Genomic DNA, 21,662 nt, shown 5'->3' with positions numbered 1-21,662 from the left:
GACAGCGTGGAAGGCATTCAGGAAAGCTCCCGGACCCCGACGACCGATCACCACGCCGCGCTGTTCCGGCCGCTGACCGTCCGTTCGCTGGACCTGGCGAACCGTATCGTCATGTCGCCGATGACTCGATCGGCTTCTCCGGGCGGGGTCCCGGGCCCCGATGTCGCCCACTACTACCGGCGCCGCGCCGCCGGCGGGACGGGTCTGATCATCACCGAGGGTGTCGCCATCGACCATCCGGCCGCCGTCGACAATCGGCGCGTACCCCGCATGTACGGCGAGGACGCGCTGGCCGGATGGCGGGCCGTGGTCGACGAGGTGCACGCGGCGGGCGGCCGGATCATTCCGCAACTGTGGCATGTGGGTCCGCTGTGGGGTGCGATGAGCAGGACCGTCGACCCGGCCATCACGCCGATGCGGCCGTCCGGGCGGTGGGGTACCGCCGGGACCACCTCTTATTCCGACGAGTACGTCGCGCGCGCCGCACAAGCCACCCGGCCGATGACCGACAGCGATCTCGCCGACGTCATCTCCGCCTATGTGCGCGCGGCGGTCACCGCCACCGAACTCGGTTTCGACGGTATCGCCCTGCACGGCGGCCACGGCTACCTGCTGGATTCGTTTCTGTGGCACGACACCAATACGCGCGGCGACCAGTGGGGCGGCGACCTCGCTGCGCGCAGCCGGTTCCCCGCCGCGGTGGTCGCGGCCATTCGTGAAGCCGTGGGCCCCGATATGCCCATATTCTTCCGGTTCTCCCAGCACAAACAGCAGGACTACACCGCTCGCATCGCCGAGAATCCCGATGAGCTACAGGTGGCACTCGGCGCACTCGCCGATGCCGGCGTGGATGTGTTCGACGCCAGTATCCGGCGCTTCGACGTCCCGGCGTTCGAGGGCAGTGATCTGTCGCTGGCCGGCTGGGCCAAGAAACTCACCGGCGCGCACGCCATGGCAGTCGGCAGTGTCGGACTCGGGAAACCGTTGCGCGACAGCCGCGCCGCGGGCGCCGCGGAAGTCGTCGACAATATCGCGGACGTCGAGCGCCGGATCGAGTCCGGCGAGTTCGACCTGATCGCCGTCGGACGCCTGCACCTGGCCGATCCCGCATTGGCCACCACCCTGCGTACCGGGGCACCTTTGACACCGTTCGATCGCGCTGTCCACGAGGGCAGTCTGCACTGACCTGCGCCTCGCTCCGGCGAATCGACGCAATAACTGGAAGGCATCACTATGGGCCACGTACTGGACAAGATCATGCAGCATGCGGAGGAGATCCGCGACGCAGCTGCCGAAGGCGAAACGCTGATGCGGCTTTCCGATACCACCGCGAAGCATTTGCGGGATTCCGGTGTCATCCGCATGCTGCAGCCGAAGGAGTACGGCGGGCTGGAGGCCCACCCCCGAGAGGCCGCCGAAACCACCATGGCCGTCGCCGCGCTCGACGGTGCGGCGGGATGGGTCGCCGGGATCGTGGGCGTGCACCCGTGGGAACTCGCCTTCTTCGACACCGAGGCGCAGGAGGAGGTCTGGGGCGCGGACAACGATATGTGGATGGCCTCGCCGTACGCGCCGATGGGTATCGCGGTGCCGGTCGAAGGCGGCTACATCCTCAACGGACGCTGGTCGTTCTCCTCGGGCACCGATCACTGCGGCTGGATCATGATCGGCGCCGCGGTCGGCGACAAGGACGGTAACCGCACCGGCAAGGTGCTGCATGTGCTGCTCCCGCGCTCGGACTACGAGATCGACCACGACAGCTGGAACGTCATCGGCCTGCGCGGTACCGGCTCGAAGGATCTGATCGTCAAGGACGCGTTCCTGCCCGAATACCGCACCCTCGACGCCGAGATCGTGATGAGCGGTAACGGCTGGCGCCATGCCGGCCGCGACGAAACGCTGTACAAGTTCCCGTTCTCCTGCATCTTCCCGCTGGGGATCACCTCGGCGCTGATCGGAATGACCGAAGGCGCCCTGGCCTGCCATATCGCCGCCCAGAAGAAACGAGTGCAGGTCACCGGCGTACCCATCAAAGAAGATCCCTACGTCCTGTTCGCCATAAGCGAGGCCGCCGCGGAGATTTCCGCGGCCCGGGTATCGCTGCTCGAGACCGTCGACCGGTTCTGGGACAAAACCGACCGCGGCGAAGAGGTCGGTTTCGAAGAACGCGCGATCGGCCGGCGCACCCAGATCGCGGCGGCCTGGCGCGCGGTGCGCGCGATGGACGAGGTCTTCGCCCGGGCCGGCGGCGGGGCCGTGCACCTGAAAACCCCGATGCAGCGGTTCTGGCGCGACGCCCACGTCGGCCTGACCCACGCCATCCACGTACCCGGCACGATCTACCATTCGGCAGCCCTGACACAGCTCGGTGGCGATCCCCAGGGCCCGTACCGCGCGATGATCTGACGTCTTCTTGCGGACCGGTCGCCGTACAACGGCGGCCGGCCACGCTCACGTCGGCGGCGCGGAGAGTTCGGCACCGGCACCGTCTTTGCTGCGGCGCCCGACATGCGATTCGGTGCGCAGGCGTTCGGCCATATGGGGGTAGTGCAGTTCGAATGCGGGCCGTTCGGACCGGATGGGCGGCAGTTCGTAGAAGTTGTGCCGCGGCGGTGGGCACGTCGTCGCCCATTCCAGCGAATTGCCTGCGCCCCACGGGTCGTCGACGGTGACCACCTCGCCGTAGCGGTAACTCTTGAACGCGTTCCACACGAAGACGATCATGGACGCGCCCAGCACGAACGAACCGATGGTCGAGACGGTGTGCAGCGCGGTGAAACCGTCGTCGGGCTGGTAATCGGCGTAGCGGCGGGGCATACCTTCGTCACCCAGCCAATGCTGCACCAGGAAGGTGAGGTGGAAGCCGAAGAAAGTGGTCCAGAAATGTATGCGGCCCAGGCGTTCGTCCATCAGCCTGCCGGTGAGTTTGGGGAACCAGAAGTAGATCCCGGCGAAGGTCGCGAAAACGATGGTGCCGAACAGGACGTAGTGGAAATGCGCGACCACGAAATAGCTGTCGTGCACATGCCAGTCCAGCGGCGGGCTCGCCAGGATCACTCCCGACAGGCCGCCGAACAGGAAAGTGACGAGGAACCCGAGGGAGAACAGCATCGGCGTCTCGAAGGTCAGCTGCCCCTTCCACATCGTCCCGATCCAGTTGAAGAACTTCACTCCGGTCGGGACCGCGATCAAGAAGGTCATCAGCGAGAAGAACGGCAGCAGGACCGCGCCGGTGGCGTACATATGGTGCGCCCATACCGCCATCGAAAGCCCGGCGATCGATATCGTCGCGAACACCAGCGCGGTATAGCCGAAGATCGGTTTACGGCTGAACACCGGGAAGATCTCGGAGACGATGCCGAAGAACGGCAGCGCGACGATATACACCTCGGGATGCCCGAAGAACCAGAACAGGTGCTGCCACAGAATCACCCCGCCGACACCCGGATCGTAGATATGCCCGCCGAGATGCCGGTCGAAGGCAAGCGCCATCAGCGCCGCGGTGAGGATCGGGAACGCCAGCAACACCAGGATGCTGGTGATGAAGACGTTCCAGGTGAAGATCGGCATCCGGAACATGGTCATCCCGGGAGCCCGCATGCAGATCACCGTGGTCATCATGTTCACCGCACCCAGGATGGTGCCCAGACCCGATAACGCCAGCCCCATGATCCACAGGTCCCCGCCGACACCGGGCGAGAACTGCATCGTGCTCAGCGGCGTGTAACCGGTCCATCCGAAGTCCGCGGCGCCGCCGGGCGTGACGAAACCAGCGGTCGCCATGGTGGCGCCGAACAGGTACAGCCAGTAGCTCAAGGCGTTGAGCCGCGGAAACGCCACATCCGGTGCGCCGATCTGCAACGGCAGGACCGCATTGGCGAAACCGAACACCACCGGCGTGGCATAGAACAGCAGCATGATCGTGCCGTGCATGGTGAACAGCTGGTTGTACTGCTCCGGTGACAGGAATTGCAGCCCGGGACGCGCCAGCTCCCCGCGAATCAGCAGCGCCAGCAGACCACCGATCAGGAAGAACCCCGTCGCCGTCACCAGATAAAGCACCCCGAGCACTTTCGGGTCGGTGGTGGTGACCATCTTCCACAGAAACGACCCCTTGGGCCCGACCCGGGCCGGGAACGGCCGGGCGGCGGTGAGCTCGGCCGGTGGAGATGGTGGAACTGCCATCGCACGCTCCTCTGTTCGGTCCACCCGGGCATCCGGGCCCGTTGCCGCGGGCCTACCCCGGTCGTATCGCGCCAAACCCTGCCCCCTGCGCGGGGTGTACCGGGTGAGCGACACCCCGGCTCACACAATTTCCGGCGAAATCGCCCGCCACGGATACCGGTGGGCTGACGGCTTTCGCCATACCGCTGATGGTGCTGCTGGGCGCCACCGGGCTCGCGATGCCGAACTCCGTCGCCTCGGCGTTGTCCCGGCACGGTTCAGCGGCCGGGTCTGCCGCCGCGGTGGTCGGTTTCGCCCAGTTCGGTGCCGCAGCGGTCGCCGCGCCCGCGGTCGGTCTGCTGGGTAATTCGGCCCGCGCGATCGCGATCGTCATGACCGGCGCCGCAGCCCTCGCCCTCGCCGGCTTCGTCGCTACACGCGGTGGCAGAACCGTCGGCCGAACGATCGGCGAACGGGCGGCGGCCGGGTAGTGAACCGGCGCCGCGAGTGCTGCCCGTGCCGGATACGCGCTCTACCATCGGCGGCGAATCGATTCGATAGCCGCGGCACGGCCGCGCGCGAGGGGAGCATGGTGTCCGAGACCTCCGCTGCCGGTGAGCCGGGAGGATTGCGGCGCAGCCTGGGGGTGACCGATGCCGTGGTGATCGGGCTCGGTGCCATGCTCGGGGCGGGGATCTTCGCGGCCCTGGCGCCGGCGGCGCGAGCCGCGGGCTCGGGATTGCTGCTCGGGCTGGCCGTGGCCGCGATGGTGGCCTATTGCAACGCCACCTCGTCGGCTCGGCTGGCCGCGCGGTATCCGGCGTCCGGCGGTACCTACGTGTACGGGCGGGAACGGCTCGGGGAGTTCTGGGGATACCTCGCGGGCTGGTGTTTCGTCGTCGGCAAGACCGCTTCGTGCGCAGCGATGGCGTTGACGGTCGGTGCCTACGCCTGGCCCGAATACGCGCACGCTGTTGCCGCCGGTGCGGTGATCGCGCTGACCGGGGTGAACTATCGCGGGGTCCGGAAGTCTGCGCTGCTGACCCGGGTGATCGTGGCGATCGTGCTGGCCGTGCTCGCCGCGGTGGTCGTCGCGGCGGCCCTCGGTGGCGGGGCAGGTCCGGAGCCGGGTTCCGGGACCGGATTCACCGCGGGCGGCGTACTCCAGGCGGCGGGGTTGCTGTTCTTCGCGTTCGCCGGGTACGCGCGAATCGCCACGCTCGGTGAAGAAGTACGCGACCCCGCCCGCACCATCCCCCGCGCTGTCCCGATCGCGTTGGCGATCACCGTGGTCGTGTACACGCTCGTCGCCGTCGCGGCGCTGGGAACGCTGGGCGCGGACGGGTTGGCGACGGCGACAGCTCCGTTGTCGGATGTGGTGGATGCGGCGGGCGCCGGTTGGCTCGCGCCGGTGGTGCGTGCGGGCGCGGTCGTCGCGGCGGTGGGGTCGCTGCTGGCATTGATCCTCGGAGTTTCCCGGACCACGCTGGCCATGGCCCGGGACCGGCATCTGCCGCATATGCTCGCGGCGGTGCATCCGCGTTTCGCGGTGCCGCATCGCGCCGAACTCGCGGTCGGTGCTGTGGTCGCGGTCGCCGCCGCAACGGTCGATATCACCGCGGCGATCGGTTTCTCCTCGTTCGGAGTGCTGGTGTACTACGCGATCGCCAACGCTTCGGCATGGACGCTGCGGCCGTCCGAGGGGCGACCGCGACGGCTTATTCCGGTGGCCGGCGTGACGGGATGTCTGGTGCTGGCCTTCAGCCTGCCCGCACAGTCGGTGGTGACGGGCGCGCTCGTCGTCGCACTGGGAGCCCTGGTGTACGCCGTCCGCCGACGGGCGGGTTCGAGCGGCCCCGCGGACTCGGATATGCGCCACTAGGGCATAGCGTCCGGGACGTTTCCAGGTCGGACATCTGCGAGTACGGGCTCGTCCGAGCGGCAGTCGACCGGAACACCGCACCGCCGAATGTGAACGCACCAGCGCCCGAGTATCGCGGTGCGGCCTATGTGACCTCCGCGCGACCTCCCACTGAGCGCGCGGCGACCCCACCGTGATTCGGGACGCGGAAATTGATGGTTCCTTGTCTGGTATCGGGGGCCGCACCGGCGAACACTGGGTCCGTGCGCGAATGACGTCACTGTTCAGCCGATCAGAGGAAACGTTATGACAGCCAGAATCACCAAGATCTTCGCCGCGAGCACCATAGCCCTGGCGCTGGGCGTAATCGCAGCGCCCGCCGCATCTGCCCAGCCCGTCATCCCGGGATTGGGGTCGGTCGAAATCTGCGTTCCGGTGGGCAGCGCCGAGGTCTGCATCTGACTCGCGGGCAACAACCACCAAGAGTCCCCTCACCACCCCGCGGCGTATGCCCGCGGGGTGGAATTGTGCAGGCCTGGATTGTGCGGCGCCTGCACGACCACGTTCCGGTCCCGGTAAACGGGCATTGCCACCACACAGCTGTCATAGCTAATATCAATCGGTCCGACCGGTCGGGATCTGCCAACTCGACAGAACGGAACTCCCATGAGGCCAACAGCGCGTTTCCAGCGCGTCGGCCCCCGACTTCTCGGCGCGACCGTCGGGGCCGCCGCCCTCTTCTTCGCCGCCGCTCCCGCGGCCGCTCTCCCGGGGACCCTCGACCGGGTCCAGACCGACAACGGCCCGAATCCGCTGGTCGAACTGCACAGCTACTGTGCGGCACCGGGACAGGTCGGGCATCTGGCCGACGGCACCACCGTCTACTGCTCACCCGTCTCGGGCAGCGACACCTTCGCATGGTCGTACTACACCGAACCGCTGCCGATGGACCCGAACACCATCGACTACAACTGCGACAGCGCGAGCTGCACCTATCCCGACGGCTCCCAGGTCCCCGTAGAGCAGCGCTGCGGTATGCAATGCGGCGAGCCGCCCACACCGGGTGACGTGCAGAACCACCTGAACAACTCCCGTCGCTGACGGTCCGGTTACCGACCGTTGCACCATCAACCGAACGCGCCCGGCCGTGGACGTTGATCCACGGCCGGGTTCGGCCCGGTATGCGGAATGCGGCCGATATTCTGCGTGTCGGCGCGGCGGCAGCGGCTGCTATCGTCGTGGAGTCATCGAGATACAGGAGACCCCAGATGGTTGGTGAACTCGACATCTCCGGAGCCACCCGGCTCTGACGGCCACCAGTCGGGCGCATACGGGCGCCGCTGTCGTGGCCATGTCGTCGTTCATCGATCACTTTCCCGGCGCAATCGCGCGCCGGACGACATACGAGGTCTCCCCCATGGCTGACGCCTTCATCGTTTGTTCGAACCTGTCGTTCTCCTGGCCGGACGATACCCCCGTCTTCACCGATCTGTCGGTCACCGTACCCGGTGGGCGAACCGGGCTCGTGGCCCCGAACGGTGCCGGTAAGAGCACACTGCTTCGCCTGATCGCGGGCGATCTGCGCCCTGGCGCCGGAAGCGTCACCGTCGACGGAGTGCTCGGGTACCTCCCGCAGACCCTGCCGCTGACCGGCGATATGACCGTTGCCGAACTCCTGGGCGTCGCCCCGGTCCTGGCGGCTCTGGAAGCGATCGAGTCGGGTGATACCGCCGAGGCACACTTCACCACCATCGGTTCGGAGTGGGATATCGAGGAACGCACCCGCGCCCAGTTGGAACGGCTGGGTATCGGCGAACTCCAGCTCACCCGCCGGTTGCACACTCTCAGCGGCGGCCAGGTCGTTTCGCTGGGACTGGCGGCGCAACTGCTCCGGCGGCCCGACGTCCTACTGCTCGACGAACCCACCAACAACCTCGATCTGGACGCGCGACACCGGCTCTACGATCTGCTCGGCGACTGGAACGGCTGCCTGCTGCTGGTGAGCCACGACCGGGCGCTCCTGGACCGCATGGACCGGATCGCCGAACTCCACGCCGGTGAAATCAGCTATCACGGCGGGAATTTCACCGAATACGAACAGGCGGTGCGGGCCGCGCGGGAAATAGCGGAGAAAAATATCCGCACTGCGGAGCAGGAGGTAAAACGCGAGAAACGGGAGTTGCAGCAGGCTCGGGAACGCGCCGCCCGCCGCGCGAGCAATGCGGCCCGCACTCTCGGCAATGCCGGTCTGCCGAAGATCTTCGCGGGCACTATGAAACGTAATGCGCAGGAATCGGCGGGACGCGCCGCCGGTACGCACAATGCCCGGGTCGACGCCGCCCGAGCCCGGCTCGACCAGGCGGAACGGACGCTGCGCGCCGACCAGAAGATCGCATTGCAACTTCCCGGGACGAATGTCCCGGCCGGGCGCACCGTGTTCCTCGGTGAAAATATCCGCTATTGCGTCGGCGACCGGCAGATATTCGCCGAACCCGGTGTCGGCCTGGCGATCCGCGGCCCTGAACGGATCGCGCTGACCGGCCCGAACGGCGCCGGTAAATCCACCCTGCTGCGCCTCCTGCACGGTGAGCTGACCGCCGAATCCGGCGAGATCACCCGCACGAACGGCCGGGTGGCATACCTGTCGCAACGGCTGGATCTCCTCGACCCCGACCGCACCGTGGCCGAGAACCTGGCCGCATCCGCCCCCGAACTTCCGGCTGCCCAGCGGATGAACCTGCTGGCGCGCTTCTTGTTCCGGGGCTCCCGGGTGCAGCTGCGGGTCGGTGACCTGTCCGGCGGCGAACGGTTGCGGGCCACCTTGGCCTGCATTCTGTTCGCCGAACCCGCACCGCAGCTGCTACTGCTCGACGAGCCGACCAACAACCTCGACCTGGCAAGCGTCGGGCAACTGGAGAATGCGCTCGACGCCTACGAGGGAGCGTTCGTGGTGGTCAGCCATGACGAACCGTTCCTCGCCGAGATCGGCGTGCAGCGCTGGCTCCGGCTGTCCGAAGGAAGGCTGTCGGAGGTTGCCGCACCGGCGGAAGGACCGTAGCGCGCCGGGAAGGCCGCTCGCGGCGAGTGAAGCAGCGAATGCCGTTCGCTCACAGTGGGGTACGTTCCAGGCTGCCGGATTCCATGGCCACCCACAGCGCGCCGTCGGGCCCGACCGTCAACCCGTGCGGTTCGGCGCCGGCCAGCTCTGTTTCGGTGATCTCGCCGCTCAGGGTGATGCGGCCGAGTCGCGAGGTCGCCCATTCGGTGAACCACAGGGCGCCGTCCGGTCCCGCGATGATCGCGTGGGGCTTGGCGGCGCGGTCGGGTAGCGGAAATTCGGTGATCTCGCCGTCGACACCGATCCGGCCGATCTGGCCGGCGCCGATCTCCACGAACCAGAGGGCGCCGTCCGGCCCTCGGGTTATGCCGACCGGCATGGCCTGTTCGGTGGGCAACGGGTACACGGTCGTGGCGCCGGTGAGATCGGTGCGGCCGATCGCATTGCCCTGGTTGAGCGTGTACCACAGGGCATCGTCGGCACCGGTGACGATCATCGAGGGCATTCCGGCGGCCGGGTAGCGGGTGATGGATCCGTCGCCGGCCAACCGGCCGATACGGTCGGCCTGGAGTTCGGTGAACCATAGAGCACCATCCGGTCCGGTGGTGAGACCGTACGGGGATTCGGCCGGGAACCAGGTGAGGTCACCGGCCGCGGTGATCCGGCCGATGCGGTTCCCGCGGAATTCGCTGAACCACATGGACTCGCCGGGGCCGGGCACGATCACCGTCGGCTGGCCGCCGGGCGGGTCCAGCGGGTAGGTCTGCACCGCACCGTCGTGATATCGGCCGACGGCACCGGCCTCGACCGTGGTGAACCACAACGCACCGTCCGGGCCGAGGCTCAACCCGTACGGCGACCCGGAAACTTGGATCACAGCCACTCCTGCTCGTCCTGCCTGCGGACGGGCGTCCGCACGAATCACCGAACCCCAGCGGCGGCGGAGGACCGATGACAGAAATTCCGAGCTTGCCACATCCGGTGCGCGGGCCGCGACCGTACACGGCGGGGCCGCCGCCCGATATCGCCCCGGCCCATCGTGCGCCGCACGAATACGGGCGTTGCGATCCGTCGGGTCCGTGCACGGCCTCCTGGACTGCGGGGTTCGAACCCGCTCCGAGTTAGCTACACTTGCGTAGCTACTTGTCCGTAGCTACTGTCGGGGAGTCAGCTCGAGAAAGAGGCGCACCGATGACCGATGCCCTGCCCGTCGCCGTCGACTGGACGACCCCCACCATCACCTCCCGCACCACCCTGACCACCCACCTGTGGACCGCACCGCCCCTACAGCGCAGTTCCCCCATCCACGACAAAGCCTTCGAAGCGCTCCGCGCGCTCGGCACCCAGCGCACGCGGTTCCTGCCCTGGTGGTCCTCACCGAAACTCGCTGTCCCCGAACTCGACCCATCCGCCCACGGCCGCACCTCCTGGGATTTCCGCCGCCTCGACGAATTCACCGATGATTTCCTCACGGCCACCGAGGGCCGGCCGGTGGTCGCGAATTTCTCCACGATCCCCACCTGGATGTTCGAAACCCCGGAGCCGGTGACCGTGCAGGAGGACCCCGCGGCAATCCACTGGGATTACCAGCAGGGCACCGTTTTCCGCGACCCCGGCCTGACCGAGGTCGCCGAGCATTTCGAACGTATCGGCCGGTGGTACATCACCGGCGGATTCACCGACCAATTCGGGGTGCGCCACGAATCCGGCCGCAACGACCGTTTCGCCTATTGGGAAGTGCTGTGCGAGCCCGATGTGGACCACAACCTCTCCCCGGAGGTCTATACCCGCCTCTACGATGCCGTGGTGGAACGGCTGCGGGCCCTGGATCCGGAGATGAAATTCGTGGGCCTGTCGCTCAGCCTGATCAATTTCGATCCCGAGTACTTCTGGCACTTCCTCGACCCGGCCAACCACAAGGACGGGATCCCGCTGGATGCCTTCTCCTACCATTTCTATGCGACGCCCCAGATCTTCGACCCGGCCGTATTGGCCGGTAACGACCCTTTCGAGGACTGGCACCAGGTGTTCTTCACCCAGGCGGACGGTTTTATGCGCCAAGTGCAGTTGATCGAATCCATCAAACGCCACCTCTCGCCCGGCACCGAGACACATATCAACGAGATCGGGACTTTCACACCGGATGTGCTCAATCCCGAACCGGTGGCGCCCGAAGGATATTGGGCGTTGAGTGCAGCGCTGACCGCCTACGTGTGGTCGCGGCTGACCGAACTCGGTATCGACCTCGTCGGGGTGGCCGAATTCGTCGGATACCCCGGAATGGTCTACGGCGTTTCGCTGCTGGACTGGAACACCGGCGAACCCAATGCGCGCTATCAGGGCCTGAAACTCCTGCTCGACAATTTCGGGCCGGGTGACAAGGTGTTCCGCTCCGGAACCGCCCCCACGCTCATGTCACCGGAAACCCAGGTGCACAGCCAGGCATTCGAATCCCCGGACGGCCGTCGCCGGATTCTGCTCGTCAACAAATACCCCGAACCGCGCCGGGTGTGGTTCGCCGACCCGGTCCGGGCGATCAGCACGATCGACACCACCACGGGGGACGGCCCGGCAGTCATCCGGCACGTCGAGAACGGAGAGGTGGAGCTGGGCCCGTTCGCCACCGCGGTCGCCACCGTCGAACCGGTCGCCGACTAATCTGCACGGGACAGATTCCGCGCGATAACCGGAGAGTAAGGAACTATGCCCGGCACCCGTGCCCGCCGCAGCGACGCCGAAGTGGTGGCGGCCGTCCGCACCGCGGTGGTCGAGGAACTCGCCGAGGTGGGGTTGGGCCGGCTCACCATGGACGGTGTCGGGCAGCGCGCCGGTATCGCGAAAACCTCGCTGTACCGGCGCTGGGATTCGCCGCAGGCAATTCTGCTGGATGCGTTGGGCGCGGGCTTTCCACAGGAACAACCCACCCCGGCACCGACCGAGGACCTGCGGCACGATCTCATCGAAGCGCTGCGGCTCATGGTGGCCTGGCTGGCCACACCCGTCGCCCGCGCCACCGCTGCCATCCTCGCCGAACGCGCCCGCTACCCGGAGCTGGCCGAGGCCGTGTACACACAGGTTTTCGACCCCAAGGGCGGCCGGTTCACCGGTACGGTTCTGCGGCACTACGCGGATACCGGCCGGATCGACCCGGACCGCCTCACCCCGGTCGTCCTCGATATCGGCGAGGCGCTGGTACTGAAGTTCGCGCTCGACTCGGGTGAACTACCGAATGAACAGACCCTGGCCGATATCGTCGACCAGGCCATCCTGCCCGCCGCCGACCGGCCGGCCTGACCGCACGGGCATACGCCGACGGGCGGGCGGCCGGGTTCCGGCCGTCCGCCCCGGGCCATACGGGGTCAGGCAGTCGAGAGCTGCGCCTGCCACATCCAGTGCAGCTGCTCCAGCCGGGCCGCGATCTCGATGAACAGATCCTGTGTCACCGGGTCGGCCTTTTCGGTGGCGTCGATACGCTCCCGGAAACGGCGGATCACGGTGCTGAGGTTGTCGACTATCGCGTTGATGACCGCGGTGTCCTGCTGCCAGCCGTCGGGGAATTCCAGCCCGGCCGCTTCCTTGGCCACGGTGGCCGCGCGTCCGTCGGGGCTCACACCGATGGCGGTGGCCCGTTCGGCGGCGGAATCGGTGAACTCGCGCGCCGCGCTCACCAGCTCGTCTAGGGCCAGGTGCACGGAGCGGAAGTGGGTGCCGAGCACATTCCAGTGTGCCTGTTTGGCGATCAGAGACAGATCGATCAGGTCGACGACGCTGGCGCGCAGCGCGTCGCCGGTGATGCGCTGCTGTTCCGGGTCGAGTGTGCTCTTGATCGGGACGTTCATCCTCGGATGCCCTTTCTCTCGTTGCGCTCGATGCGCCGGACAGGGGGCGACTACCCGGTCGCGCGGCGCTCAATCACCGGTATCGGTGTAATCGCGGCCACGATCCCGTCCGCTCCGTGGAACGGGGGCCGACGGTCAGGCCACCCACGTTTCGCCGGCATCGGCCCGGGTAGGTCGCGGGCGGATCGCAACCAGGCACTCGGAAAGGAGCAGGCATGGGCCAGCAGCACAATTTGACCGGACAACGGGTCGCGGTGCTCGCGGCGGACGGGGTGGAGCAGGTCGAACTCGTTCAACCGCGGTCGGCCGTGGAGGATGCCGGGGCCAGTACCGCCCTGCTGTCGCTGAAACCGGGCGAGATCCAGGCCATGAACCACGATGTGGAGAAGGGCGATACCTTCCGGGTGGACCGGGTGGTCGGCGAATGCAGCCCGGACGAATTCGACGCCCTGCTCCTTCCCGGCGGCACCACCAACCCCGACAAACTCCGCCAGGACCCGGACGCCGTCCGCTTCGTGCGCGATTTCTTCGCCACCGGTAAACCGGTCGGGGTGATCTGTCACGGACCGTGGACCCTGGTGGAGGCCGATGTGGTGCGCGGCCGCACCCTTACGTCCTACCCCAGCGTGCGGACCGATATCCGCAATGCGGGCGGGAATGTGGTGGATGAGGAAGTGGTCACCGACCACGGCCTGGTGTCCAGCCGCAACCCGGGCGATCTGCCTGCCTTCTGCGCGAAGATCGTCGAGGAATTCGCCGAAGGCAAGCATCCGGTACATCCGGAGGGCGCGACCGCGGGCCGTTGACCGCGGCCGATCAGAACGGGTAGCGCGCGATATCGGATTGCATCGTGACCCACTGTGTTTCGGTGAAGGTGTCCAGGTTCGCGGTCCGCCCGCCGAACCGGCCACCGACACCGGAGGCCTTCACCCCGCCGAACGGGATCGGGGCTTCGTCGTCGACGGTCTGATCGTTGATGTGGACGGCGCCGGACTCGATCCGGTCGGCGAGTTCGTAGGCCCGGTATGCGTCGGCGGTGAGGATGCCGACCGAGAGCCCGTATTCGGAGGCGTTGATGATCTCGATCGCCTCCTCGATCGTGTCGTAGGTCAGGACCGGGGCGACCGGTCCGAAGATCTCCTCGGTCCAGGCCGGGTTGTCGGCGGTGAGGCCGGTGAGCACGGTCGGCCGGTAGTACAGGTCGGTGTATTCGCCGCCCGCCGCGATGGTTGCGCCCGCCTCGGCGGCGGCGGTGACCAGGGCGTGGACTCGGTCGCGCTGGCCGGCGTCGATGATCGGGCCCAGCGCATTGCCCGAATCGGCCGGGTCGCCGACGGGGATGCGGTTCGCCGTGGCGACGAGCGCCGCGGTGTATTCCTCCGCGATCGAGCTGTGCACCAGGTGCCGGCCGGTGGTCATGCAGATCTGGCCCTGGTGCAGGAACGAACCCCATGCCCCCGCCGAAGCGGCCGCCTCGATATCGGCGTCCGGCAGCACCAGCAGGGCGTTGTTGCCGCCCAGTTCCAGGTGCAGTTTCTTCAGCAGCGGCCCCGCCGATGCGGCGATCCGGCGGCCTGCCGCGGTCGAGCCGGTGAACGACAGGCACGGCACCTGCGGGTGTTCCACCAGCGCCGCCCCGAGCTCGCCGCCGCCCGGCAGCACGTGCAGGACTCCGGCGGGCAGACCGGCCTCCCGGAAGAGTTCGGCCAGGGCCAGGCCACCCGAGATCGAGGTGCGGGGGTCGGGTTTGAGGATCACCGCGTTGCCCAGGGCGAGCGCCGGCGCCACCGACCGCATCGAGAGGATGCCCGGGAAGTTGAACGGTGAGATCACACCCACCACCCCCACCGGAACCCGCCGGGCCACCGAGAGCCGGGGCTTACCGGAACGCAGCATCTCCCCGTACGGGTGCGATGCGAGGGCGGCCGACTCCTGCAGCTCACTGGTCACCAGGCCCACCTCGAACGCCGCCTTGCCCTGGCCCGACCCGGCCTCGGCGACCAGCCAGGAACCCAGCCGGTCCGGGTTGTCGGCCAGCAGCTGCGCCGCCCGCAGCAGTACGGCGACTCGTTTGTCGTAGGTGAGCGCGGCCCATTCCCGCTGCGCGGCCACCGCCGAACGTACGGCGCGCTCGAGATCGTCGGTACCGGCCTCGCCGACCGTATCGATGGTCGCTCCGGTGGCGGGCGAGGTCACCGGCAGAGTCCGGGCGGCGGGGCGGAAGGCGCCGTCGAACAGCGCACCGTGCCATGCGGTGGTGGCGGGGTCGGCGGTGGTCGTCATGGTGGCTCCTGGAGTGGTGTGCGTGGGATATCCGCGTGCTCAGTATCGCTGCGCCGCCACCTCGGACGGTCCGGGCGGGCAGAATGCACTCTTGGGCAATGCTTTTGAATTAGCGGGCAGGCTGCCATCCGGTGTAGGCCTCGGCGAGGTAGGCCGCACCGTGCCTGGACCCGGTGACCAGGCTCAGTTCCCCGCGCTGCCGCTCGATATCGAAATCGGAGGCGCCGTCGACGGAATGCAGCATAGTGGTCATCCAGTACGAGAAATGCTGGGCCTTCCAGACCCGGTCCAGAGCCCGCTCGGTGTAGCTGTCCAGCACCCGGTCCCCGGCACCGGCGAGGTAATCGGTGATCGATTCGTGCAGGACTTTCACATCCGCGAGAGCCAGGTTCAGCCCTTTCGCACCGGTCGGCGGCACGGTGTGGGCGGCATCGCCGGCCAGCAGCAGCCGGCCGTGCCGCATCGGGGCGGTGACGAAGGACCGGAACGGCAGCACCATCTTGGCGCTGATCGGGCCTTCCTGGATTTCGAACCCGTTCCCGTTCACCCGCCGGCGCATTTCCGCCCAGACCCGGTCGTCGTCCCATTCCTCGGGCCGTTCGTCGGGTGAGCACTGGAAATACATCCGCTGCACGGTGGGTGTGCGCTGGCTGACCAGCGCGAATCCGTGGTCGGAGTGGGCGTAGATCAGTTCCGGATGCGAGGGCGGCGCCTCGGTGAGGAAACCGAACCAGGCGAAGGGGTATTCGCGGAACCATTCGCGGCGGGTGCCTTCCGGGAAGGTTTTCCGGCAGACCGAGCGCGACCCGTCGGCGCCGACCACCAGCTCCGCCTCCACGCGGCACGGCTGTCCGTCCGCGTCGGTGAAGGAGACGGTGGGCCGCTCCCCCGAGATATCGACCGCGGTATCGGCCACGCCGTAGCGCACATCACCCTGATCGGCTGCCCGCCGGGCGGCCAGATCGACGAATACATCGTTCTGCGGATACAGCCAAACCGATTCGCCGACCAGTTCCTGGAAGTCGATGCGGTGGTTTTCGCCGCGGAACCGCAACACCACGCCGTCGTGCCGGTCGCCCTCGGTGGTCACGCGGTCGGAGACGCCGGTGTCCACCAGGGTGCGCACCGAACCCGCTTCGAGGATGCCCGCGCGGATCGTGGTGGCGATCTCTTCGCGGCCGCGGATATCGACGACCACCGAGTCGATTCCGGAGCGGTGCAGCAGATGCGACAGCAGCAGACCGGCCGGACCCGCGCCGACTATCGCTACCTGGGTGCGGGTGGATTTCATACGGCATACTCCTTCGACTGCTCGGGTCCGGACGGTGTGGCGGGTGGGTTCGCGTGTCGGGCGGCCAGTCCGGGCACCGTGGCCAGTGCGAGCAGCCCGAGCCCGGCGACCAGCGCGAAGAAGTAGAAACCCCACGGATGCGCGGAACCGGCGACGATGAGCGCTCCGGTGATACTCGGCCCGAAGATGGCGCCGAGCCGGCCCACGGCGGCCGCGAGTCCGAGCGCGGTGGCGCGTACCTCGGCGGGGTAGGCCTGGGTGACGTAGGCGTAGACGAGTACCTGGGCCGAGAACACGAAGATGCCGGTGACCAGAACCAGCGCATTGAGCAGCACGGTGCTCGGCACCTTGATGCTGAGCGCCGCGAGCAGGACGGCGGCGGCACCGAACCAGACCAGGATGGTCGGTTTGGTTCCGCGGCGGTCGGCGAGCACGCCCGCGACGACGAGGCCGATGATCGCACCGATATTCAGGACCAGCAGCAGCGTCAGCGAGGTCGACATGTTGTATCCCGCGTCGCGCATGAGCTTCGGCAGCCAGGTGTTCAGGCCGTAGACCAGCAGCAGCCCCATGAACGACCCGACCCATACGCCGAGCGTGGTGCGCAGGTATTTCGGCTGCAGCACAACGGTGGGCTTGACGCGTTCGGTCTTGCCCTGCGCCGCCAGGTACGCATCGGATTCGGGCAGTTTGAACCACATCAGCGGCAACAGCAGCAGTCCGGCCACACCGCCGGCGTAGAACAGGATCTCCCAGCTGGGGATGAGCCAGAGCGCGGCCACCGACGCCAGCACCGCACCGAAGTGGTAGCCGGTCATGGTGAAAGTGCTGGCGAACGCGCGGCGCGACGGCGGCATATGTTCGGCCATGAAGGTGAGGGCGGTGGGCATACACGCGCCGAGCCCGAGCCCGGCCAGCAGCCGGAACGCGCCGAATACCCCGACCGAACCCGCCCACGGCACGGCGATCGTGAATACCGAGAACAGCAGGATCGAGCCCAGCAGGACACTGCGGCGGCCGTAGCGGTCGGCCAGCGGTCCGACCCCGGCCGCGCCGATGGCCACGCCGACCAGGGAGATGGTCGCGGCGAAGGTGGCGCTCGCGGCGGTGAAACCGAGGTGGTTCTCGTCGATGAGGGTCGGGATGACCGCGCCGAGGACGACCAGGTCGTACCCGTCGAGCAGGACGGTGAGCCAGCAGAGCGCGGCCGGCCACGACAGTAGTTTGTTCATGAGTGGGAATTCATTTCTGATCTTCGGGTCGGCGTCGACCCGGGCTGTGATGGCACTCACGCTAGGCTGGCGTTCTCCAGAAATCCAATAGATGTTTTTCTGTTCTCGAATAGAGGAGATCTATGTCCGATTTCGACCTGAACCTGGCGCGTACCTTCGTCCTGCTGTACGAGACCCGCAGCGTGACCGCCGCCGCCGATCTGCTCGGCGTCACCCAGCCCACCGTCAGCTACGGCCTCGGCAAACTACGCCGCCGCCTCGACGACGAACTCTTCGTCCGCGGCCCCGGCGGCCTGGCCCCCACCTCGGAAGCCGAGCGGCTGTACCCGCCACTTCGCCGGGCGCTCGCCGATGTCACCGAAACACTCGGCACCACTTCGGAATTCGACCCTGATCGGCCGACCCAATTCACCCTCGGCCTCTCCGACCTGGGCGAGGTGACCGTACTGCCGCTCGTCCTGGCCGAACTCGCGGCACAGGCCCCGCAGGCCCGGCTGCGGGTGACGGCGTTCGACCTGGAAACGGCCACCGACCGGCTGACCCGCGGTGAAATGGATGCCATCGTGGCCAGCCCGGTCCTGGATTCGCCGCGGTTGCGCCGGACCGTTCTGTTCACCGAGGGCTACGCCGGGATGGTCGCCGCCGACCACCCCCGGCTGAAATCCGCAAACCCCGGCCAGACCGAGCTCGAGCGGGAACGCCATGTCGTGGTCGACGGCGCGACCGGGCATACGGGCCCGCGAAAGGCACTGGTCGAACACCGGCTGGAGAACCGAATCGCGGTGCGGGTGACCCGTTTCGCGACTCTCCCCTACGTGGTGCAGGACAGCGAACTGGTCGCGATCGTCCCGGAACGGGTCGCCCGGGCGCTGGCCCGCACGCATGCGGTGCGGATCTTCGCCCTGCCGTGGCCGATCGAACCGGTCGCGGTGGCCGCCTATACGCGCCACGCGCCGGGTCGCGGGGGGCCGCAACAGTGGTTCCTGGAGGTCATCCAGACGGCGATGACCCGTATGCCGGCGCTATGAGCCCGCGCTGTCAGCCCACCCGCGCCGACAGTTCCGCGGCGACTTCGATATCCGCACCGGTGGCCGCCCGCACCTCGGCGACGGTGACGCCCGGCGCGGTTTCCACCAGCACCAGCCCGTTCTCGGTGACGTCGAGGACCGCGATATCGGTGATGATCCGGTTCACGCACCCCAGTCCGGTGAGGGGCAGGCTGCATTCGCCGACGATCTTCGGCTCGCCCGAACGCGAGACGTGTTCCATCATCACGATCACCCGGCGCGCGCCGTGCACCAGGTCCATGGCCCCACCCATTCCCTTGACCATCTTGCCGGGAATCATCCAGTTGGCGAGATCGCCGCGGGCACTGACCTGCATCGCGCCGAGGACCGCCACATCGACCTGCCCGCCGCGGATCATGCCGAACGAGGCGGCCGAATCGAAGAACGAAGCGCCGGGCAGCACGGTGATCGTTTCTTTGCCCGCATTGATCAGTTCGGGATCGAGTTCCTCTTCGGTCGGGTACGGCCCGACCCCGAGGACACCGTTCTCCGAATGCAGGACGACGGTGATGTCGTCGGGCAGATAGTTGGGCACCAGGGTCGGCATGCCGATACCGAGGTTGACGTACTGGCCGTCGGTGAGTTCGGCGGCGACGCGGGCCGCCATCTGTTCGCGGGTCAGTTTCATGCGCGCACCGTCCTGTTCTCGATTCCTACTTCGACCTTGCCGACCGGTACGACCCGCTGGACCTGGATACCAGGGGTGTGCACCTGGTCGGGGTCGAGTTCGCCGGGTTCCACCAGGTGTTCGACCTGGGCGATGGTGATCCGGCCCGCCGCGGCGGCGGGCGGGTTGAAGTTGCGGGCGCCGGCGCGGTACACGAGGTTGCCGTGCCGGTCGCCTTTCCAGGCGTGGACCAGGGCGTAATCGGTGACGATGCCGCGTTCCATGACATAGGTGACCCCGTCGAATTCCCGGGTTTCCTTCGGCGGACTGGCCACCGCGACCCCGCCCGCCCCGTCGTAGCGCAACGGCAGGCCCCCCTCGGCGACCTGCGTGCCCACGCCCGCGGGCGTGAAGAACGCCGGGATGCCCGCACCACCGGCGCGCATCCGCTCGGCGAGGGTGCCCTGCGGGGTCAGCTCCACCTCGAGCTCACCGGACAGGTATTGGCGCGCGAACTCCTCGTTGGCGCCGACGTAGGAGCTGATCGTGCGGCGGATGCGGTGGGCCGCCAGGAGAACGCCGAGGCCGAAACCGTTGGTTCCGCAGTTGTTGCTGACGACCTCCAGTTCCGTGGCGCCCTGTTCGAGCAGCGCGTTGATCAGCGCTTCGGGGATGCCGACCAGCCCGAATCCGCCGACGGCCAGTGATGAACCGTCGGGGATATCGGCGACCGCTTCGGCGGCTGAGGCAAAGACTTTGTCCATCACCCGCTCCACAGTAGCCGCATTTGTACGTATTGTGAACTCATGTGCGTATAGTGAACGCATCGGACAGTGATTGCCCCGGCCGCCGCCGAGTCCTATGCTGTTCGCATCCCGTAGCAGTGTCCACATCCCGAACGCGAGGTCGCGCGCATGCTCCAACTGCCACCGCGGTACCGCGGTATCGACAAGAACGAGGAAGCTCCGCTCGACTTCGCCGAATACCGCTCCACCACCCTCCGCCACCCCAAACAACCGCTGATCCTGCTCCCGCAGCGACTCGGCGAACTCACCGGCCCGGCACTCGGCGAAGGCCGCGTCACCGAGGCCGACGCCGATCTCACCCTGGCCCGCGGCGGTGAAGCGCAGGGGCAGCGGATCGTCGTCCACGGCCGCGTCCTCGACAGCGACCGCAAACCGGTCCCCCACACCCTCGTCGAAATCTGGCAGGCCAACGCCGGCGGCCGCTACCGCCACCAGGGCGATCAGTGGCCCGCACCGCTGGACCCGCATTTCGACGGTGTCGGCCGCGTCCTCACCGACAGCGACGGCCACTACTCGTTCACCACGATCAAGCCGGGCGCCTACCCCTGGGGCAACCACCACAACGCGTGGCGGCCCGCGCATATCCATTTCTCCCTGTTCGGGCGCGCCTTCACCCAGCGTCTGGTCACCCAGATGTACTTTCCGGACGACCCGATGTTCTTCCAGGACCCGATCTACAACTCGGTTCCCGACGGCGCCCGCCAGCGCATGGTCAGCGTGTTCGACTACAGCGCCACCAAAGACAACTGGGCCCTGGGTTTCCGGTTCGACATCGTGTTGCGCGGTCGCGACGCGACCCCCTTCGAAGAGGAGGACGATCACGATGAGTGATACCGAATTCGCGCCCCGCTACCCCGTGATCCCCGGGGATTTCACCACAGTCGAATTCGGGCCGACGCCGTCGCAGACCGTGGGCCCCTACCTCCATATCGGACTCCCGTGGCCCGATGGACCCGATGTGGTCGCACCAGGCACCGACGGATCTATAACCGTCACAGTGACAGTGGTCGACGGGGGACGCAATCCCGTCCCCGACGGCCTCGTCGAGATCTGGCAGGCCAACCGCGACGGCGTTTTCGAGCATCCCGACGATCCGCGCCCGCAGACCGATCCGGCCTTCCGCGGCTTCGGGCGATGCCCCGTCGACGCCACCGGCACCGCCCGGTTCACCACCGTCAAACCCGGCCCGGTCGCGGTCGGCGACGAATCCGATCAGGCACCACATCTGAACGTCTCGGTGTTCGCCCGGGGCATGCTCGACCGGTCGATCACCCGCCTCTACTTCCCCGACGAGCAGGCCGCCAACGAAACCGACCCGGTACTGGCCGCGCTCCCGGAAAAGCAGCGGCACAAGCTGATTGCCGCCGCGACCCCCGAGGGCTACCACCTCGATATCGTGCTGCAGGACGCCGACCCGGACGGTGCCGAGACGCCGTTCTTCTACCTGTAGGAGT

At 67.6% G+C, this 21,662-nt stretch carries 21 protein-coding genes; 13 read left to right on the top strand and 8 right to left on the bottom strand.

Features of this window, described 5'->3' with window-relative positions; all coding sequences use genetic code 11:
• Window positions 1–6 precede the first annotated feature (6 nt).
• Together ACFWPH_RS22040 and ACFWPH_RS22035 are read left to right on the top strand one after the other, a co-directional pair.
• Window positions 7–1,185 (top strand): NADH:flavin oxidoreductase, encoded by a 1,179-nt coding sequence (locus ACFWPH_RS22040; protein ID WP_378753848.1) that lies wholly within the window; start codon window positions 7–9, stop codon window positions 1,183–1,185.
• A gap of 48 nt (window positions 1,186–1,233) precedes the next feature.
• A complete protein-coding gene (locus ACFWPH_RS22035) occupies window positions 1,234–2,406 on the top strand; it encodes an acyl-CoA dehydrogenase family protein (RefSeq protein ID WP_378753846.1) in 1,173 nt (390 codons plus the stop codon).
• Window positions 2,407–2,451: 45 nt separating this feature from the next.
• On the opposite strand, the gene ctaD is transcribed toward ACFWPH_RS22035, so the two are convergent.
• Window positions 2,452–4,185, bottom strand: a complete 1,734-nt coding sequence (ctaD, locus tag ACFWPH_RS22030) for a cytochrome c oxidase subunit I (RefSeq protein ID WP_378753844.1) — start codon at window positions 4,183–4,185, stop codon at window positions 2,452–2,454.
• A 188-nt stretch (window positions 4,186–4,373) separates the two neighbouring features.
• Here ctaD and ACFWPH_RS22025 point away from each other — a divergent pair, with 188 nt between their 5' ends.
• The 5 genes from ACFWPH_RS22025 (at window position 4,374) to ACFWPH_RS22005 (ending at window position 9,083) form a co-directional block, all read left to right on the top strand.
• Window positions 4,374–4,655: a hypothetical protein gene (locus ACFWPH_RS22025; RefSeq protein ID WP_378753843.1), complete on the top strand. Its 282-nt coding sequence runs from the start codon at window positions 4,374–4,376 to the stop codon at window positions 4,653–4,655.
• Window positions 4,656–4,756: 101 nt separating this feature from the next.
• Complete coding sequence (locus tag ACFWPH_RS22020) at window positions 4,757–6,046, top strand: APC family permease (protein WP_378753841.1); 1,290 nt, start codon at window positions 4,757–4,759, stop codon at window positions 6,044–6,046.
• Between the two features lie 285 nt (window positions 6,047–6,331).
• Window positions 6,332–6,487, top strand: a complete 156-nt coding sequence (locus tag ACFWPH_RS22015) for a hypothetical protein (RefSeq protein WP_378753839.1) — start codon at window positions 6,332–6,334, stop codon at window positions 6,485–6,487.
• A gap of 204 nt (window positions 6,488–6,691) precedes the next feature.
• On the top strand, window positions 6,692–7,126 hold the full coding sequence (locus ACFWPH_RS22010) for a hypothetical protein (RefSeq protein ID WP_378753837.1): 435 nt from the start codon (window positions 6,692–6,694) through the stop codon (window positions 7,124–7,126).
• A gap of 316 nt (window positions 7,127–7,442) precedes the next feature.
• A complete protein-coding gene (locus ACFWPH_RS22005) occupies window positions 7,443–9,083 on the top strand; it encodes an ABC-F family ATP-binding cassette domain-containing protein (protein ID WP_378753835.1) in 1,641 nt (546 codons plus the stop codon).
• Window positions 9,084–9,132: 49 nt separating this feature from the next.
• Here the strand turns inward: ACFWPH_RS22005 and ACFWPH_RS22000 are convergent, their stop codons facing one another.
• Window positions 9,133–9,960 carry a virginiamycin B lyase gene (locus ACFWPH_RS22000; RefSeq protein ID WP_378753833.1) on the bottom strand — a complete coding sequence of 276 codons (828 nt, stop codon included), beginning with the start codon at window positions 9,958–9,960 and terminating at the stop codon, window positions 9,133–9,135.
• Between the two features lie 314 nt (window positions 9,961–10,274).
• On the opposite strand from ACFWPH_RS22000, the gene ACFWPH_RS21995 reads away from it, so the two are divergent.
• A complete protein-coding gene (locus tag ACFWPH_RS21995) occupies window positions 10,275–11,741 on the top strand; it encodes a hypothetical protein (RefSeq protein ID WP_378753831.1) in 1,467 nt (488 codons plus the stop codon).
• Window positions 11,742–11,786: 45 nt separating this feature from the next.
• The gene (locus ACFWPH_RS21990) at window positions 11,787–12,377 is read left to right on the top strand and encodes a TetR/AcrR family transcriptional regulator (protein ID WP_378753829.1); all 591 of its coding nucleotides are present in this window, start codon (window positions 11,787–11,789) and stop codon (window positions 12,375–12,377) included.
• Between the two features lie 65 nt (window positions 12,378–12,442).
• Here the strand turns inward: ACFWPH_RS21990 and ACFWPH_RS21985 are convergent, their stop codons facing one another.
• Window positions 12,443–12,922, bottom strand: a complete 480-nt coding sequence (locus tag ACFWPH_RS21985) for a Dps family protein (RefSeq protein WP_378753827.1) — start codon at window positions 12,920–12,922, stop codon at window positions 12,443–12,445.
• Window positions 12,923–13,137: 215 nt separating this feature from the next.
• Between ACFWPH_RS21985 and ACFWPH_RS21980 the strand changes: the two genes are divergently transcribed.
• Window positions 13,138–13,728, top strand: coding sequence for a type 1 glutamine amidotransferase domain-containing protein (locus tag ACFWPH_RS21980; RefSeq protein ID WP_378753825.1), 591 nt, complete (start codon window positions 13,138–13,140; stop codon window positions 13,726–13,728).
• Between the two features lie 10 nt (window positions 13,729–13,738).
• Here the strand turns inward: ACFWPH_RS21980 and ACFWPH_RS21975 are convergent, their stop codons facing one another.
• The 3 genes from ACFWPH_RS21975 to ACFWPH_RS21965 form a co-directional block, all read right to left on the bottom strand.
• Window positions 13,739–15,205 carry an aldehyde dehydrogenase family protein gene (locus tag ACFWPH_RS21975; protein ID WP_378753823.1) on the bottom strand — a complete coding sequence of 489 codons (1,467 nt, stop codon included), beginning with the start codon at window positions 15,203–15,205 and terminating at the stop codon, window positions 13,739–13,741.
• A 109-nt stretch (window positions 15,206–15,314) separates the two neighbouring features.
• Complete coding sequence (locus ACFWPH_RS21970; protein ID WP_378753821.1) at window positions 15,315–16,496, bottom strand: 4-hydroxybenzoate 3-monooxygenase; 1,182 nt, start codon at window positions 16,494–16,496, stop codon at window positions 15,315–15,317.
• On the bottom strand, window positions 16,493–17,788 hold the full coding sequence (locus ACFWPH_RS21965; protein ID WP_378753819.1) for an MFS transporter: 1,296 nt from the start codon (window positions 17,786–17,788) through the stop codon (window positions 16,493–16,495). The genes ACFWPH_RS21970 and ACFWPH_RS21965 overlap by 4 nt, the downstream gene beginning before the upstream one ends.
• A 62-nt stretch (window positions 17,789–17,850) precedes the next feature.
• Between ACFWPH_RS21965 and ACFWPH_RS21960 the strand changes: the two genes are divergently transcribed.
• On the top strand, window positions 17,851–18,756 hold the full coding sequence (locus tag ACFWPH_RS21960) for a LysR family transcriptional regulator (protein ID WP_378753817.1): 906 nt from the start codon (window positions 17,851–17,853) through the stop codon (window positions 18,754–18,756).
• A gap of 10 nt (window positions 18,757–18,766) precedes the next feature.
• Here ACFWPH_RS21960 and ACFWPH_RS21955 read toward each other — a convergent pair whose 3' ends face one another.
• Together ACFWPH_RS21955 and ACFWPH_RS21950 are read right to left on the bottom strand one after the other, a co-directional pair.
• Window positions 18,767–19,423, bottom strand: a complete 657-nt coding sequence (locus ACFWPH_RS21955; protein ID WP_378753815.1) for a CoA transferase subunit B — start codon at window positions 19,421–19,423, stop codon at window positions 18,767–18,769.
• Window positions 19,420–20,166, bottom strand: coding sequence for a CoA transferase subunit A (locus ACFWPH_RS21950; RefSeq protein WP_378753813.1), 747 nt, complete (start codon window positions 20,164–20,166; stop codon window positions 19,420–19,422). The genes ACFWPH_RS21955 and ACFWPH_RS21950 overlap by 4 nt, the downstream gene beginning before the upstream one ends.
• Before the next feature lie 150 nt (window positions 20,167–20,316).
• Here ACFWPH_RS21950 and pcaH point away from each other — a divergent pair, with 150 nt between their 5' ends.
• The gene (gene pcaH, locus ACFWPH_RS21945; protein ID WP_378753811.1) at window positions 20,317–21,039 is read left to right on the top strand and encodes a protocatechuate 3,4-dioxygenase subunit beta; all 723 of its coding nucleotides are present in this window, start codon (window positions 20,317–20,319) and stop codon (window positions 21,037–21,039) included.
• Window positions 21,032–21,658, top strand: coding sequence for a protocatechuate 3,4-dioxygenase subunit alpha (pcaG, locus tag ACFWPH_RS21940; protein ID WP_378753809.1), 627 nt, complete (start codon window positions 21,032–21,034; stop codon window positions 21,656–21,658). Before pcaH ends, pcaG begins: the two co-directional genes overlap by 8 nt.
• The last annotated feature ends 4 nt before the right edge of the window (window positions 21,659–21,662 follow it).

The organism is Nocardia sp. NPDC058499, from assembly GCF_042719915.1.
GTDB lineage: Bacteria > Actinomycetota > Actinomycetes > Mycobacteriales > Mycobacteriaceae > Nocardia.
Note: the sequence above shows the minus strand (reverse complement) of the source record. Positions and strands in the feature narration are given on the sequence as shown.

Coding starts and splice junctions, on each gene's coding strand:
- ACFWPH_RS22035 (WP_378753846.1), top strand. CDS start 1,234: ATGGGCCACGTACTGGACAAGATCATGCAGCATGCGGAGGAGATCCGC.
- ctaD (WP_378753844.1), bottom strand. CDS start 4,185: ATGGCAGTTCCACCATCTCCACCGGCCGAGCTCACCGCCGCCCGGCCG.
- ACFWPH_RS22025 (WP_378753843.1), top strand. CDS start 4,374: ATGGTGCTGCTGGGCGCCACCGGGCTCGCGATGCCGAACTCCGTCGCC.
- ACFWPH_RS22015 (WP_378753839.1), top strand. CDS start 6,332: ATGACAGCCAGAATCACCAAGATCTTCGCCGCGAGCACCATAGCCCTG.
- ACFWPH_RS22010 (WP_378753837.1), top strand. CDS start 6,692: ATGAGGCCAACAGCGCGTTTCCAGCGCGTCGGCCCCCGACTTCTCGGC.
- ACFWPH_RS22005 (WP_378753835.1), top strand. CDS start 7,443: ATGGCTGACGCCTTCATCGTTTGTTCGAACCTGTCGTTCTCCTGGCCG.
- ACFWPH_RS21995 (WP_378753831.1), top strand. CDS start 10,275: ATGACCGATGCCCTGCCCGTCGCCGTCGACTGGACGACCCCCACCATC.
- ACFWPH_RS21990 (WP_378753829.1), top strand. CDS start 11,787: ATGCCCGGCACCCGTGCCCGCCGCAGCGACGCCGAAGTGGTGGCGGCC.
- ACFWPH_RS21985 (WP_378753827.1), bottom strand. CDS start 12,922: ATGAACGTCCCGATCAAGAGCACACTCGACCCGGAACAGCAGCGCATC.
- ACFWPH_RS21980 (WP_378753825.1), top strand. CDS start 13,138: ATGGGCCAGCAGCACAATTTGACCGGACAACGGGTCGCGGTGCTCGCG.
- ACFWPH_RS21975 (WP_378753823.1), bottom strand. CDS start 15,205: ATGACGACCACCGCCGACCCCGCCACCACCGCATGGCACGGTGCGCTG.
- ACFWPH_RS21970 (WP_378753821.1), bottom strand. CDS start 16,496: ATGAAATCCACCCGCACCCAGGTAGCGATAGTCGGCGCGGGTCCGGCC.
- ACFWPH_RS21960 (WP_378753817.1), top strand. CDS start 17,851: ATGTCCGATTTCGACCTGAACCTGGCGCGTACCTTCGTCCTGCTGTAC.
- ACFWPH_RS21955 (WP_378753815.1), bottom strand. CDS start 19,423: ATGAAACTGACCCGCGAACAGATGGCGGCCCGCGTCGCCGCCGAACTC.
- ACFWPH_RS21950 (WP_378753813.1), bottom strand. CDS start 20,166: ATGGACAAAGTCTTTGCCTCAGCCGCCGAAGCGGTCGCCGATATCCCC.
- pcaH (WP_378753811.1), top strand. CDS start 20,317: ATGCTCCAACTGCCACCGCGGTACCGCGGTATCGACAAGAACGAGGAA.
- pcaG (WP_378753809.1), top strand. CDS start 21,032: ATGAGTGATACCGAATTCGCGCCCCGCTACCCCGTGATCCCCGGGGAT.